This window comes from Bacillus sp. 22-7 (assembly GCF_010628845.1).
GTDB lineage: Bacteria > Bacillota > Bacilli > Bacillales > Cytobacillaceae > Cytobacillus > Cytobacillus firmus_B.
The window spans coordinates 17,438-31,541 of record NZ_NJQY01000026.1 but is presented as its reverse complement, the minus strand read 5'-3'; the positions used below and the strand labels follow the sequence as shown (position 1 = coordinate 31,541).

Genomic DNA, 14,104 nt, shown 5'->3' with positions numbered 1-14,104 from the left:
ATTAGATGAATACAGTACTAATTATCGGAGGCGGAAATATTGGGTTTAGGCACTTCCAAGGGCTGCTCTTGACAGATCTTTCACTTGTAATTTTTGTAATTGACCCAAATGACGAGGCTTTAAACCGCATGGGCGAGTATTTTGAAAATAATGACTATCCGGGAAAAAAGTGTTTTTTCCTAAATAATATAGAATACATTCCTAATGAAATAGATCTTTGTATAATTGCAACAAGTTCAAAAGTAAGACTGGAAGTTGCAGAAAAATTATTTAATAAATCCTCAATACAATATCTAATTTTAGAAAAAGTTCTATTTCAAAAGGAAAGTGACTATGAACGAATGTCTTCTCTTCTTAAAGAAAATAAAGTGGGAGGGTGTTGGGTAAATTGTCCTTTAAGAACAATAGAGATCTTTAAGGAATTAAAAGAAAAAATCAATAAAAATGAACTAACCTGTAATGTCAATTATAAGGAATTAGGTATTGGCTGTAATAGCATCCATTTAATCGATTTATTTTCTTTTTTGACGAATTGTCAAAATATTAACATTGATACAAGTAAATTAGAAAGGGTTATTAAAAGTAAAAGAGTTGGTTATTTAGAAATTTTAGGTATGTTAACAGTGGTAACTAAAAAGGGTGACAAATTAATTATTACTTCGAACAATCAGGCAAGCCACACTTACTTTATGAGGTATAAATTTAATAAAGAGGTTTGGACAATATACCCTTTGCTTGGGAAAATCTTAATTGAAGATAACAATAATAATGATGTTATAGAAAAGACTTTTATGTACCCTAAACTAAGTTCTATTACTTCACAAATGGTTACTGAATTGTTTCTTACTAAAAATTGCTCTCTTCCTGATTATGAAACATCCAAGCACTTACATTTAATCATGATTAAAGGCTTTAATCATTTCTTTTCCAGTGCCCTAGATTATGAGGTGATTGAATGTCCAATCACTTAAAAGACATATTGCTTGTTGGGGCTGGGAATATGGGAATTGAGTATGCAAAGGTTTTAATAAAAATGAATCAATCTTTTTATGTATTTACAAGAACAGAGAAAACAGCTCAACATTTTAAAGAGGTAGTTGGAAAACAGCCTGCATTTGGCAATCTAAAAAATTGCTTGAATGAAAGTCCAAAATTTGAAAAGGCCATAGTTGCAGTATCTATAGAATATATAAAAGAAGTTGCGCTTATCCTGATGAAAAATGGTGTGAAAGAAATATTGCTTGAAAAGCCAGGAGCGATTAATTGTAATGAACTGATTGAGTTACAGGCAGCTTCTCAACAATATAATTGTAGACTTTTTATAGGCTACAATAGAAGGTTCTATGAATCTGTTAACAAACTGCTTGAGTTTGTAACAACTGATAACCCGATACAATCTATTCATTTTAATTTTACAGAACTTAGTAAGGAAATTGTAAAAAGTCCAATAATGGATGAAGTAAAAAAGAATTGGATACTTGCCAATTCTTCACATGTAATAGATTTAGCATTCTTTATCGCAGGAAAACCTAAAAGTTTTCAATTCTTTACTTCCGGTAGACTTTCCTGGCACCCTGCAGGATCCATTTTTGTAGGTTCTGGAGTAACAACGCAACAAATTTTATTCAGCTATCACGCGAATTGGAAATCGCCTGGAAGGTGGGGGATAGAAGTCATGACAAATAAAAACAAATTCTTTCTTCAACCACTCGAAAAATTGTATTTGATGAAACATAATTCCTTTGATATAGAAGAAGTAAATCTCACAAATCATTTGGACATGAAGTTTAAACCAGGATTTTTTAAACAAGTTCAATCCTTTTTATCAGATAAAAAAGGATTGGTTGACTTATCAGAACAGATTGAAAACATTAATACAATATATAATCCAATAATTTATGGACTCAAACAATAAAAAATGACAATTTATTAATAAGGTATAAAATCATTTTCTTTTAAAAAGCTAGAAAATATTGAGGTGTTATGATGTCCGATAATATCATTCATTTTAGCAAAAAGGAACAAATAATCATTTCTCCCATAATTAAAGACCTTAAAAATTCATTTGCGTACGAATTTTGGATCAAACCTTCTGCAAACCATAAAATAAAAAAAGAATCTGTTAATGGAATTGCAGGTATACACGGACAAAAATATATTATATATCCGGGGCATGGCCAAATAGAAACTCAAGCAGGCACCGGTATATCAATAGGTAGAAATGGGATTTCTGTCTTCGAGCATACAGTTAATCATTTACCTGCTACCTTAGTTTATCCAACATCAATAAAGAATTGGACACATATAGCAGTTGTGTATAGGGACAAAGTTCCCTTTTTATATATAAACGGTATTTTTATTAAAAAAGGACGGAGAAGCAGGAAAGAAATTTTGTATGCATCAGGAATCATTGGAGGGTCAGAATATGGACATTTCAGTGGTGAGCTACGTGAATTAAGAGTCTGGTCATATGCAAGAACTGAGTCAGAAATTCTTGAAAATATTTATACCAAATTAGAGGGAAATGAAAAAGGATTGTACAATCAAGGCCAAAATATAATTAATCTTACCAATAAAATGGGGGGAAATAAGCCTGTAATAAATAAATATCCTGCTTTTATAAAAGAAAATATGGATCTATTAGTTAGAAGGGGGATATTAAATCTCCATCAAAGTATCGAATTGACAGGTTCATATAAAAAGGATTCCTCTAATAGTCAAAGTAATAATATTAAATTACAGGATAATAGATATTTGACCGATGTTTTATTATTTTTTGGCTGTTATAGAAGAGACTATGAGTACCTTCTTTTTCCTGTGGCAAATCGCCTTGCAGAAAAAGGCTTATCTGTTAATCTCATAATCTATAACAAATTTTCACCAAATGTTTCTCTAATATCCAAAAATGTAAATGTATTGGATTATAACTCTTTAAATAGGGAATACGGTGTGACTAATAAAGCTAAAAAATACTATACTAATCACCTGGCAGGTCATATTAGGCAATTTGGTGGAGAAATAGGTCTAAATGCTTCACGCAAAAAAACTTTGGAAAATTTTTATCGGGCTTACGCCTATGATTACTTATTTATGACTAGCCTCCTAGATAATTTAAGACCCAAATGTATATATGGCATTCACTTTATTTTAAATCCAGGATGCATTAAAGCCATTAAGGCCACAAGTTTGCCTGTATTGTGTACCTTAATACAACATGGAATGATTAGTGTGGATAATACAGATGACCATGATTTTAAAGGAGCAGATCTCGTTTTTCTATGGGGGGATTACTTTAAAAGAATATTAAATGCTAAACTGGGGGCTCCTAATGCTGTAGTATTGGGAAATCCAAAGGTTGAGCAAATAAGAAAGGATTTGAATATTGGAGAAGTATCTCAAATAATGAGAAAGGAAAGTGGAAAATTTACCATTCTTTATATACTAACTGGATCACTGAAACAAGACTATAACAGGGAAAATTTAGCACTTTTCTTAGGTTGTATTAGTAAGTTTCATAGTTTTAAGGTGATGTATAAGCTTCATCCTAATTCTTCACTCGATGAATGTAATATCTATCTTCGTAAAGGTCTAATGAAGAAAAGCCAAATATTTAAGGATATGAATATTTATGATTTAATAAATCAAGCTGATATTATTATTGGAGATTTTTCAACCTCTGTTTTTGAAGCAGCAGCAATGAATAAACCTGTTATACAAATATTTCAATCTAATTATCCTGAAAACTTTGTAAAGCTCTCATATGTTAGAACTAAGGATGAACTAACTGCTATTATCCAAAAAATAAGATATGACGAAAAATACTTTAATGACTTTATGAGAAATCAACAGAAAATGATTAACGATATGTTTATTGATAGTAATGGGTCTTCCGAAAGAATTGCTTCACATATTTACAAATCATTAGGTTATTAAAATTAAATTAAGATAAGCTTATCCAAAAAATATTACAATTAAATTATAAATAGGGGATAAAATGACGATCGCTATTAAATGGTTTTTCCCGCATAACTACCATGTTAATTTCTGAGAGACTGGTCATGTTCCACTTGTAAAAAAATTTTTTTTCATTTTTTTTTATTATTTCTTTTCGATTTTTCCTATCTGTTTTAAAGCTGCTGCTCCCAAAATGATGAACAAAAACATCATTTGCAACCAGCAGCTTTTTCCCACTTATCTGTGCCCTTATGCAAAAATCCGTATCTTCATAGTACCCAGGGTTAAATTGCTCATCCATTCCTCCAATTTGCTCAATTAGACTTCTTTTAAATAACATACAAAACCCGCTGAGATTGTTTACAACAAAACTCTGAGAATCATGTTTTATTGTCCATTCAGATGCAAATTTATGCATATCCTTCATGGTATTATATGGAACAGAGGGGATTGCTTGCGGCATGATAACAAACTTTGATCTGGGGCCGACTATGCCAGCAAAAGGAGTATTGTTTAGGCACCTCAGCATTTTGCTAAGCCATCCGTCTGTAACGACAGTGTCGTTGTTTAATAAAACAATATATTCACCCTTGGCAGCCCTGAATCCCTGATTGCATCCACCTGCAAACCCCTTGTTAATTTTATTGCTTATGACATGAGTCTGGGGTATTGTCTCAAGAAATTTTAACGTCCCATCATTAGAAGCATTATCGATTACAACCATTTCAAAATTTTCATTAGTAAATTGAAAAATGCTATTTATACATTCTTTTGTGTAATGTAACTGATTACATGTCAGAATAATTATAGAGATTAATGGGGCAGTATCGGTGTGTTTCATTATATAATTCTCCTCTCGTCGCTACTCAAAACTCAATCCCAAACCTCCGAAAATACCAATCATCATCAAATTTCCTTTCCTTTAAATAAAGCTGTTTCTTCTCCATTGCTCCATTCTGAATCACTCTTTTTTCAAGAGTTTTTGATTTAGTATGCTTTACCATCATTTTACGGATTTTTTGAATGCGGCTGGGGTTAAAATGCAGATAGGCAAGTCTTAATAGGTTATAGTAGTAATCTTCCATTTCGATTTTATAGGGCTGTACTTTCCTAAATAAATGCAGTACTTTCGTTTCCGGCTGAACATAACAATTGTAGCCGAATAACCAGAGCTTAATAGAAAGTTCCACATCTTCATGACCCCAAGTCGGAAACCCTGTTTCAAATCCTTCCACATCCTCAAATACATCTCTTCTGATCGCAAAGCACCCTCCTGGCAAAATGGCTGTTTCAAATAGATGATCCCTTTTGGTATTCCAGTGGGTCCTGAATTTATTAGATCTTTCATTTACCCATAGTGTTTGGCCATACCCGATAAAATTGGGATTGCCTATAGCACCAATGGCGGGGGTAATGGAATCGCAGGTCCCATCAAGAATTGATTCAAGCAGCCTGTCGAGCCACAAATCTTCAAATTCCAGGTGGGCATCACAAAATACAAGAATGTTCCCATTTGCTTTTTCTGCTCCTGCATTTCTTGCATTTGCTGCTCCTACACCTGGTGTATTCACCACTGTGATGTTTTTATCCAAAAACTGATCCTGAAGAAAATCACAGCAATGATCATCAGACTGGTCATTTACAATAATAATTTCATATGGAAAGTTAATCTCCGCAGAGAAAAAAGATTCAAGAGTGTTTTTTACGTTGTTTCCTTCGTTTTTAACAGGAAAGATAATGGAAGCAAGCAAATTTATCTCACTCCTTTAATGTTATATAACTGGAAGTACTTTCGCTTCCACTTCTTTAAGGGGAAGCTGCCCGGCGACATAACTGCATATAAGGGAATAATTAAAATGGATAGCAAATAAATTCCTATAAATGGAACGGGTCACTGCCTGAAGGTGTATTTGAGGCTGGATCAGATAGGCATCCCATATTTTTTTTTCGGTGCTTATGTTTTCCTTATTTCCTTCAGCAAGGATATATTTGCTTGTGATTGGAGGGAAGGATAGCAGTGTCAAATTATCATCTTTATTGCCTTCGCATTGAGCCGGCAGAGAAGAAGCAATGATCTTTTCTGTGACTTCTGCTTTTTTTATTTGTGCTCGTTTTATAAGATACTTCAGCTTCGTCATGTTCCATTCCATGCAATAGTACTCGTCTTGGTTTAGCGGAATTCTCACTTTAGCTTTTTGGTGATCAGTCATGATGTATGGCTCGTCAAGTGAGCCTCTTAAACACTGTTTATAATATTTTAGGGTCTCTTCAAGCTCTTGTGGCGGGGGATTTACCATTTTCAAACCATTGCTTTTCACGAGTTCCTCCAAATACGGAACAGTTAAAAACTCATCTAGAAGATAAATCTTTTCCATGGTTAACTCCTCGGTCTTAATATTTTCATAAGTAGTAATAACTTAATGTTCTTTAAGCTTGTAACGTGACAAAAATAAATACATATAGATATATCAAGAATCTGTGCAGAGGGAGGAGAGTGAAATGTTGAAAAGGGCCAAAGTTGTATTAGTGAGGAACGGCAATTGGCTACGATACTCGTGTGAGATGAAAAATCTTCAAGACAGACTTTTTTCCTCCAAACATGATATACAGCCAAACAGAAAAAGTTTACAAAATGACCAAGATAATAAGATTTCCTTGATTAAGAATAAAGGGATAACAAATCAAAAGACTCTCAGCTTCTCAGTCCATAAGGAGAAATTTAATAACCCGCACGATGCTCTCCTCCAAACAGAAATGATCATTGGAGAAATCAGGCATTATTTAAAACATCTTCGCCTCGAGGAGGGAAAATGGAGAAAAGATAAAAAGAAAAAAGACTTAATGATTAAAGAGTTTGTTTTACAGAAAAAACAAATGAAAAGGGAAATATCCGATTATAAACATTTGGCTGCAATACACGAAAAGAGAACTCAGTTTTACAAGAACGCACTACAACGGAAAAATGGAAACGTAAATAATAAAATGCATCACCAGTTAAAACATGAAGCAAAAAGGAAATACAATAACCTCAATAATCAGTTAGCCCCAGGGGCTTCATACCCTGTAACTCAAATGGGACCAGATAAAAAGCAGAGCATTAAACTGATTGAAAGAAAGCTTAACGAATTATCCGACTTAAAGAAAAAGGACTATCTGAGGATACAGAAGTTGGGCAGTGATTATCAGGTATTCCATGAAAATTGGGCAGTAAAGGGGATTATTATGCCTATTCATCATGAAATGGACATGAATAACATAAAGAGAGGGAGTTGGTTAGAGTTGGCTTGGAATTGGCTTAATGGAGATAAACAAACTCAGTATTTGGAAAAAACAGCAGAATTACAAAGTACCATCAATGAATTGAAAGCTACGGTTAGTTCATATGAAGAAGTTCTGGAAAAGCTTAGTAAGCAATTTGACCAGTATGAAAAAAATGAAGAACTTTATCTGCAGGAAATGGTTGACTTAAAGGAAAATCTGCAGGCCATAGCTGGCAGTGAAGATGAGTATTTATATGAAATCCAGCAGCTCAAAGATGAGATTCAGGAATATAAGCAGAAAAATATTAGTCTTGAAAAAAAGATTTTAGAATTGGATCTTTTGAAAGAAGAGCTGGATGCAAAATCGCAGCAGTTAAAAGAATATGAAAATATGAATAACCAATCTTCATTACCTCCGCAGAAAATGCAGAAGAAGGAAAAAATATCGAAAAAGATGAAGCAGCAAAATGCAAATGCTCAACGCAGCCAAAGAACAGAAATGAGACAATTTGAACAAAAACAAAGCTCCATTAGGAGGTCCAGGACCCCTAATGCAAATGGAATGCAAAGGAATATGAATAATCAGCCAAGACAAATGAATCCAAGTCAGCAGCGAGCTCAGAACAAACTGGATTTAATCCAGAAATTCTACCCTCAGGCTCGATCGCAGAGCAGTGTTTTTAATCCTTTTAAATACTAAAAATAAAAAACTAACGGGAGTGGTTGAAGTGGAAACACCGAAAAAATTTTATGAAAGTTTTAAAAAAGCGAGAAAATTCCCAGCTGGCAATAAAGCCAAGAAAGCATCAGGGCTTTTAAAAGGGAAAAATCAAGAATTAAAACAAACATCGAGCAATGGCAAGAAAAAAATCTATGTTTCGGGAACTGCGAGTGCCACTCAACCCAGACGCAGGAGCTGCTGCGGCCGTTAACCATAAATTTGACTTTTACAACAAAAATGTTGTTTATATAAATCGTTCGGTTTTGAATGAAATGATTAATCATTGCAGAGAAGAGCTTCCTTATGAAGCATGTGGGCTTCTTTCCGGTCAACATGGCCGAAACGAGATGATGTGGAAAATTAGGAGTACGGAAAAAAGTCCAACTTCTTTTGCAATGGATATGAAACAGGTCTCAGCTGCCTTAACTGAAATGGAAAAATTCTCTCAAACTATGACAGGCATGTACCATTCACATCCTTCCGCAGCCCCATTGCCTTCAAGAGATGACATCAGAAACTTTCATGATCCCGCAGCAGCCTATTTTATTATTTCATTCGCAAATAGGAAGACTAGTATAAAGTGTTTTAAAATAATTGACCATAAGGCTTTTCAAGTGAAATTTGAAGTTATAAGATAATTTTATCCTTTCTAATTTAACAGGTGTGTTGTGTAGATCGTCATATAAGCCTCGAATACGGGAAATTCGGGGCTTTTTATGATTCAATAAACAAGTTTAAAACACCGATGAGAAAGAGAACTTGAAATCTTGCCAGTAAAATAACTGTTAAGACTAGTTGTTTTTCTGACGGTTCTAATCCACCATTGGGTTATAGTCTATGAATATAGCAGATATTATTTAGTACTTCCTGATTGAGTGGAAACATCTTTATCCTGTTTTTGAAGAAAAAGTACAAGCAGTTCTCTGAGATTGCTAAAAGGCTAAAACGAAGTTGTTACCCTGGATTTCAGAAGTATAGAAGAACAGAGTGCCTATACGAAAAAGGACTCTTAGCGGAGGGGCATACTGTTATCTATGCTAAGGGGAGGAGAGTAATACCATACTTTCGGTCTGGCGATTGATTTCGCCATGGTAGTCTGTAGATGGCCAGGTTATCTAGGTTATGAATAATGCAATGGTAACAGCAAGGTGGATTAGATGGAGGTCGTTGAAAATGCAAAAGACCTTGGGATTTGAATGGAGCATGGATTAGACACAATTTACGGACTATCTCCATATCCAAATGGACATTGGAGCTTCCATCTGGGAGCTGCAAATAGGCAAGTGGCCGTCTCAAACTGAAAGATATATTAGTAGGGGTGAACGCGTTTTCTTATTTTTTTATTCATACAAAAAGGGTGCCCCAAAGCATATACTTTAGGGACACCACCCTACTCTATTTGCTAGACTATTCATAGTTTAAGGAATTGACCATTCTATCAGCAAAGACCATAACGAGCAGGAATAGTATAATTCTATAAGCGTACGGCTGGCAGACAGGTTACCGCACAAAAACAGGAAAGATCCACATTGATGCATATACCCGTAGGAATGAGATCATCTACGTTTTCGCAGTCGATTTGGCTGCAAGGTGAACAAAAATCTTTGGTATGTGATTTAAATGGGTCTTTAGAAGATTTACATTGCTTGAAAGTCAACAATTCCAATACAGCACATTTTCCATCAAATTCTTTTATTCTAAAAATGAATGATGTTATACAAGCAAATTTCTTTTCCTTGGAATGATGAGTAAATGTGGTTACTCCTGTGGCTTTAAATGGTTCACAGCTCCCGCAATATAAAAGGAAAGGAATTGTGTTCTTTTTTGGTTTCCTATGTCCTCCCATAAGGTCATCAATGGATTCACGGCAGGAACTCCTGCATTCATCTTCTAAACCTGTTTTTTTCTGTGCTTTATAAATGGCCTCCAGAACTTCTTCAACACAATTTTCATAGAAGTTTTTCTTGTGTTTACCTTCGTCCCAGTCTGATGTATTATGACATTCACAGTCATAATCATGCTCATGACAAAAATCATGCCTCTCAAAATCTTTATTTTTCTTTTTCCCGTACAAACCCATTATTTTTTCACTCCCCGAAAAAATTAGTTCCACCATTAGCATACGGCCGCACCTTAGTTTTTGAATGAGAACGTCGCCTATAAAAAGACATTTTTATGTGATTTCAGCTATGGGAAGGAATATTGCCTGGTCATCTGTACAAGCCATTTCTGCTGTCAAACATATAATATTACAAGCAAGTACTTGCTGAATTAAATTGATTTATAATGAACTGGGAAGCTCCAAAACTTGACATAGCATTTAATTAAAAAGGAGTGAGGACCATGAAGCTTTATTTAGATCCTGGACACGGAGGCACTGATCCAGGAGCTCAGGGAAACGGAATAAGTGAGAAAGATATTGCGCTTGATATCGCAAGAAATATAAAAAATATCTTATTGACCAGCTATCAGAATATAGAAGTTAAAATGAGTCGTGAAAATGATACGACTAAAAGTTTGAGCCAAAGGACATCTGAAGCCAATAGATGGGGGGCAGATTTTTACCTCTCAATCCACTGTAATGCCGCGAATGGTGCAGCGAGGGGGTATGAAGATTATATTCATAACAGCATTGGAAGCACTTCCCAAACAGCCAGCTATCAGAATGTTATACATGCTGAAGTCACAAAACTGAATCAGCTCATCGATAGAGGCAAGAAGAAAGCTGACTTTCATGTCCTGCGTGAATCTGCCATGCCAGCCCTATTAACAGAAAATGGGTTTATTGATAATTCTGTAGATGCCGCTTTAATGAAAGATCCGATGTGGAGACAAAAAGTGGCACAGGGACATGTTAATGGAATTGCAAAAATTTTTAGCCTTAAAGCCAAACCGGCAGTCCCGCCTCAGCCGCCAAAACCTGTCGATCCCAGTAATCTATACAGAGTGATTGCCGGTTCTTTTACAAATAGAAAAAATGCTGAAGAAAGGGCTGCCGCTCTAAAAAATAAAAGCATTGAAGCGATTATATCCACTGCTGAAATTTCAGGCACTGTCTGGTACAGGGTACAGGCCGGTGCTTTCAGTACGAAGGAAAATGCAGAAAAACAACTGGAAGCAGTAAAGAAAGCAGGAATAACGGATGCCTATATACTGTCAGACGCTTCGCCGACAGTGCCTTCTGAACCAAAAGGCTATTCCATTCTGGGCGTAACCCATTTGTCACCAGAGCATATGAATCAATATGCAAGACAGGTAAACCCGAATGCTCCCAATTTAGGTTCATTCTATACGGCTATCGGAGAATATTATGGTATCAGAGGAGATATTGCTTTTGCACAGGCCATGCATGAAACGAACTTTCTCAGGTTCACTGGTGATGTTAAACCTGGCCAGAATAATTTTGCAGGAATCGGCGCAATAGGTAATGGTGTGGCAGGAGCAAGCTTTTCCACACAGGAGGAAGGAGTTTTGGCACATATTCAGCATTTATATGCCTATGCTTCCACACAGCCTCTCCCTCCTAAGTATCCATTGGCCGATCCGCGTTTCAGCCTTGTGAGAAGAGGTTCGGCGAAGTTTTGGAAGGAACTGAATGGCAAATGGGCTGTACCTGGTACTAATTATGCTAAATCTATCATAAACATCTACAAAAACATGGTAAGATTTTCTGGTCAGAACTTAGAAGCTGTTTTAAAGGATGTAGAAGGCAGCCAATAAAAAAGCGGACAAGAAGATGTTAATGTCCCCTTTAAGTAGACATTCAAAAAAACCTTCATGTTACCATGGAGGAAAGAATGCTACTTGGAGGGGATTTTTTCTATGGCAAAGAAAGGACAAACTTTTAATAGCTATTCAGAGGAGTTTAAACATAATGCCTTCATGAGAAATGATCTGGAACTTGTGTTAAATACAGTAGAAAATTGGACAAAGAAAAAAGACGTAGCTGAAGCCGTTCTCCATTCAGATCAAGGCTTCCAGTATACGTCAATGCTATACAGCAGCCGATTAGAGGATTACGGCATCAAGGGCAGCCACTCTCGAAAAGAAAACTGCCTGGACAATGCCTGTGTAGAATCGTTCTTCTCACACCTCAAGACCGAGAAACTGTATATAAATAATGTAAGTCAAAAGAAGAACTAGAACAAGCTCTTGAGGATTCCATCTACCATTACAATTACAAACGAAGACAAAAGAAACTAAAGAAGCGCGCGCCGATTGAATATCGACACGCGCTCACTACTTAGCTTTTTATGTTGTCTACTTGACAGGGAAGACTAATGATGCCCGCTTTTTTAACTATCTATCAAATCACATACATAAACACACAAAGAAAGTGTGCCATGCTTCCCATCATAATGAAAATATGAAAAATCTCATGAAAACCCATATGATTGAACTCAAGGAATTTTGGTTTAACAGCATAAATCACTCCGCCGATCGTATAAAGGATGCCTCCAAGCAAAAGAAGCAGAACGCCTGCTGAGCTTAATGATTCAGAAAGAGGTGAGAAAGCGAAAACGATAATCCATCCCATCGCAATATATAACGCTGTTGAAAGCCAGCGCGGGCAGTTGAACCAGATCATTTTAAATAGAATACCTGACAAAGCAACAGCTGTGACAATTCCAAATAGAACCCAGCCGGTCACACCATTTAAGGTAATAAGGCAAAAAGGTGTATACGAACCTGCAATCAATACATAAATCATAGAATGATCAAGCTTCCTTAAAAAGGCAATGACTTTATCTTTAGCGATGACCATATGATAGGTAGCAGATGCTGAATAAAGGAGCATCAAACTGATTCCAAAAATAGCAACAGCCGTAATGGCAATTGGTGAAGATGTTGTCAGTGAGGCTTTGATTACCATGGCAAGCAAGCCAGCAAAGGATAAAATGGCACCTGCTAAATGGGTTAGTCCGTTGATGGGCTCCCGGATGTACGAATTCATAATATCTCCTCCTAATGTTCTTATATATAGTTTTAATAACTACTTATTATAATATATATAACACAACACATAGTCAATATTTACAATCTGCGTTTTTTTAAGTAGAATTAATATAAAGACAAATGAGGGGTTTGAGGGATTGTATGGAATTGAAAAAGCTCATTGCGGATAACCAAATTCAATTGGAAGATATACCGCAGATTGACTTATACATGGATCAGGTAATCCAGCTATTTGAAAATACTTTTGGCAGCACGACGAGAAATGAAGAGGAAAAAGTGCTGACCAAGACAATGATAAATAACTATGCAAAAGGGAAATTGTTTTTTCCTGTGAAAAATAAAAAATATTCAAAGGAGCACCTTATATTAATTGCTTTTATCTATCAGCTAAAAGGGGCACTGTCTATAAACGACATTAAAAGCCTGCTGGATGGCGTCAACTTGAGGACGGCAGAAGGAAAGTTGGATCTGGACCATTTTTATCAGCTTTACCTTGATTTGGCGAAACTGAATGCCGATGCATTTATGAATGATCTGGAAAATCAGGCGGGCAGGGCCGCAGAACTAAATAAAGGGATGCCATCCCAGCTTGAAAAAGTCCTGCTGGCATCTTCACTGGTTCACATGAGCAACTTGTACCGCAAAGCAGCTGAACGCATTGTGGATGAGGTAAAGGAGACAGAGGATGAGGATGGCATATAGAAAATTCATTAAAAAGAAAGAAAAACGAAAACCAGGATGGCTGCGCGAAATCAGGAACGAGATCCTCGATTCAATTGTTATAGAATCTTTTATTCGGATCATCATGTGGATACCTCGGTTAATTATCAGCTTCTTTAAAAATTTGTTTTGATCTTGAGCGTATTGGATCGGACATAAATAGGGGAAATCCAGCCCGATGTATCCGAACCTGGAGCAGCTTCGGATACAAAAAGCGAAAATCCGGGAGTTAGAGTCCGAACCTGAGGCAACTTCGGACTCAAAAAGCGAAAATCCCGGGTTCAGAGTCCAAACCTGAGGCAACTTCGGACTCAAAAAGCCAAAATCAGGGAGTTTGAGTCCGAACCTGAGGCAACTTCGGACACAAAAATCAAAAATCAGGGAGTTAGAGTCCGAACACAAGGCAACTTCGGACTAAAAAAGCCACAATCCCGGGTTCAGAGTCCGAACACGGAGCAGCTTCGGACACAAAAAGAGTAAAGCAGGGAGTTAG

General features: G+C 36.1%; 15 protein-coding genes. 10 read left to right on the top strand and 5 right to left on the bottom strand.

All coding sequences use genetic code 11. The features are described from left to right. The first annotated feature begins 5 nt into the window (after positions 1-5). From CE058_RS18180 to CE058_RS18170, 3 genes are all read left to right on the top strand, one after another. On the top strand, positions 6-971 hold the full coding sequence (locus CE058_RS18180) for a Gfo/Idh/MocA family oxidoreductase (RefSeq protein ID WP_163144578.1): 966 nt from the start codon (positions 6-8) through the stop codon (positions 969-971). Continuing rightward, positions 956-1,915: a Gfo/Idh/MocA family oxidoreductase gene (locus CE058_RS18175; protein ID WP_163144576.1), complete on the top strand. Its 960-nt coding sequence runs from the start codon at positions 956-958 to the stop codon at positions 1,913-1,915. Before CE058_RS18180 ends, CE058_RS18175 begins: the two co-directional genes overlap by 16 nt. Positions 1,916-1,986: 71 nt before the next feature. Further along, positions 1,987-3,933, top strand: a complete 1,947-nt coding sequence (locus CE058_RS18170; RefSeq protein WP_163144574.1) for a LamG-like jellyroll fold domain-containing protein — start codon at positions 1,987-1,989, stop codon at positions 3,931-3,933. 43 nt (positions 3,934-3,976) lie between these two features. On the opposite strand, the gene CE058_RS18165 is transcribed toward CE058_RS18170, so the two are convergent. Genes CE058_RS18165 through CE058_RS18155 form a run of 3 tightly spaced genes read right to left on the bottom strand, consistent with a single transcriptional unit; the run spans position 3,977 to position 6,329 of the window. After that, entirely contained in the window at positions 3,977-4,795 is an 819-nt protein-coding gene (locus CE058_RS18165; RefSeq protein ID WP_163144572.1) for a glycosyltransferase family 2 protein, read from the bottom strand. 25 nt (positions 4,796-4,820) lie between these two features. After that, on the bottom strand, positions 4,821-5,705 hold the full coding sequence (locus tag CE058_RS18160; protein ID WP_163144570.1) for a glycosyltransferase family 2 protein: 885 nt from the start codon (positions 5,703-5,705) through the stop codon (positions 4,821-4,823). Positions 5,706-5,726: 21 nt separating this feature from the next. Further along, positions 5,727-6,329, bottom strand: a complete 603-nt coding sequence (locus CE058_RS18155) for a hypothetical protein (RefSeq protein ID WP_163144568.1) — start codon at positions 6,327-6,329, stop codon at positions 5,727-5,729. 124 nt (positions 6,330-6,453) lie between these two features. On the opposite strand from CE058_RS18155, the gene CE058_RS18150 reads away from it, so the two are divergent. The 3 genes from CE058_RS18150 to CE058_RS18140 are packed head-to-tail and all read left to right on the top strand — an operon-like array spanning position 6,454 to position 8,573. Continuing rightward, positions 6,454-7,914: a hypothetical protein gene (locus tag CE058_RS18150; RefSeq protein WP_163144566.1), complete on the top strand. Its 1,461-nt coding sequence runs from the start codon at positions 6,454-6,456 to the stop codon at positions 7,912-7,914. Positions 7,915-7,942: 28 nt separating this feature from the next. Beyond that, on the top strand, positions 7,943-8,146 hold the full coding sequence (locus CE058_RS18145; protein WP_009334794.1) for a hypothetical protein: 204 nt from the start codon (positions 7,943-7,945) through the stop codon (positions 8,144-8,146). Continuing rightward, positions 8,088-8,573 (top strand): M67 family metallopeptidase, encoded by a 486-nt coding sequence (locus tag CE058_RS18140; protein WP_163144564.1) that lies wholly within the window; start codon positions 8,088-8,090, stop codon positions 8,571-8,573. Before CE058_RS18145 ends, CE058_RS18140 begins: the two co-directional genes overlap by 59 nt. Before the next feature lie 836 nt (positions 8,574-9,409). Here CE058_RS18140 and CE058_RS18135 read toward each other — a convergent pair. Beyond that, positions 9,410-10,057 (bottom strand): CotY/CotZ family spore coat protein, encoded by a 648-nt coding sequence (locus CE058_RS18135; protein WP_286168067.1) that lies wholly within the window; start codon positions 10,055-10,057, stop codon positions 9,410-9,412. Positions 10,058-10,278: 221 nt separating this feature from the next. On the opposite strand from CE058_RS18135, the gene CE058_RS18130 reads away from it, so the two are divergent. The 3 genes from CE058_RS18130 (at position 10,279) to CE058_RS25280 (ending at position 12,182) form a co-directional block, all read left to right on the top strand. Then, a complete protein-coding gene (locus CE058_RS18130; RefSeq protein ID WP_163144563.1) occupies positions 10,279-11,655 on the top strand; it encodes an N-acetylmuramoyl-L-alanine amidase in 1,377 nt (458 codons plus the stop codon). Between the two features lie 102 nt (positions 11,656-11,757). Further along, entirely contained in the window at positions 11,758-12,078 is a 321-nt protein-coding gene (locus CE058_RS18125) for a DDE-type integrase/transposase/recombinase (RefSeq protein WP_163144561.1), read from the top strand. A gap of 20 nt (positions 12,079-12,098) precedes the next feature. Beyond that, the gene (locus CE058_RS25280; RefSeq protein ID WP_353618147.1) at positions 12,099-12,182 is read left to right on the top strand and encodes an IS3 family transposase; all 84 of its coding nucleotides are present in this window, start codon (positions 12,099-12,101) and stop codon (positions 12,180-12,182) included. Between the two features lie 59 nt (positions 12,183-12,241). On the opposite strand, the gene trhA is transcribed toward CE058_RS25280, so the two are convergent. Then, positions 12,242-12,889, bottom strand: a complete 648-nt coding sequence (gene trhA, locus CE058_RS18115) for a PAQR family membrane homeostasis protein TrhA (protein WP_035330923.1) — start codon at positions 12,887-12,889, stop codon at positions 12,242-12,244. A gap of 143 nt (positions 12,890-13,032) precedes the next feature. On the opposite strand from trhA, the gene CE058_RS18110 reads away from it, so the two are divergent. Then, on the top strand, positions 13,033-13,593 hold the full coding sequence (locus tag CE058_RS18110) for a DUF1836 domain-containing protein (RefSeq protein ID WP_163144559.1): 561 nt from the start codon (positions 13,033-13,035) through the stop codon (positions 13,591-13,593). Positions 13,594-14,104 lie beyond the last annotated feature (511 nt).

Excerpts from the sequence above, each read along its gene's own strand:
- CE058_RS18180 (WP_163144578.1), top strand. The coding sequence starts at position 6 with ATGAATACAGTACTAATTATCGGAGGCGGAAATATTGGGTTTAGGCAC.
- CE058_RS18175 (WP_163144576.1), top strand. The coding sequence starts at position 956 with ATGTCCAATCACTTAAAAGACATATTGCTTGTTGGGGCTGGGAATATG.
- CE058_RS18170 (WP_163144574.1), top strand. The coding sequence starts at position 1,987 with ATGTCCGATAATATCATTCATTTTAGCAAAAAGGAACAAATAATCATT.
- CE058_RS18165 (WP_163144572.1), bottom strand. The coding sequence starts at position 4,795 with ATGAAACACACCGATACTGCCCCATTAATCTCTATAATTATTCTGACA.
- CE058_RS18155 (WP_163144568.1), bottom strand. The coding sequence starts at position 6,329 with ATGGAAAAGATTTATCTTCTAGATGAGTTTTTAACTGTTCCGTATTTG.
- CE058_RS18150 (WP_163144566.1), top strand. The coding sequence starts at position 6,454 with ATGTTGAAAAGGGCCAAAGTTGTATTAGTGAGGAACGGCAATTGGCTA.
- CE058_RS18140 (WP_163144564.1), top strand. The coding sequence starts at position 8,088 with ATGTTTCGGGAACTGCGAGTGCCACTCAACCCAGACGCAGGAGCTGCT.
- CE058_RS18135 (WP_286168067.1), bottom strand. The coding sequence starts at position 10,057 with ATGCTAATGGTGGAACTAATTTTTTCGGGGAGTGAAAAAATAATGGGT.
- CE058_RS18130 (WP_163144563.1), top strand. The coding sequence starts at position 10,279 with ATGAAGCTTTATTTAGATCCTGGACACGGAGGCACTGATCCAGGAGCT.
- CE058_RS18125 (WP_163144561.1), top strand. The coding sequence starts at position 11,758 with ATGGCAAAGAAAGGACAAACTTTTAATAGCTATTCAGAGGAGTTTAAA.
- trhA (WP_035330923.1), bottom strand. The coding sequence starts at position 12,889 with ATGAATTCGTACATCCGGGAGCCCATCAACGGACTAACCCATTTAGCA.
- CE058_RS18110 (WP_163144559.1), top strand. The coding sequence starts at position 13,033 with ATGGAATTGAAAAAGCTCATTGCGGATAACCAAATTCAATTGGAAGAT.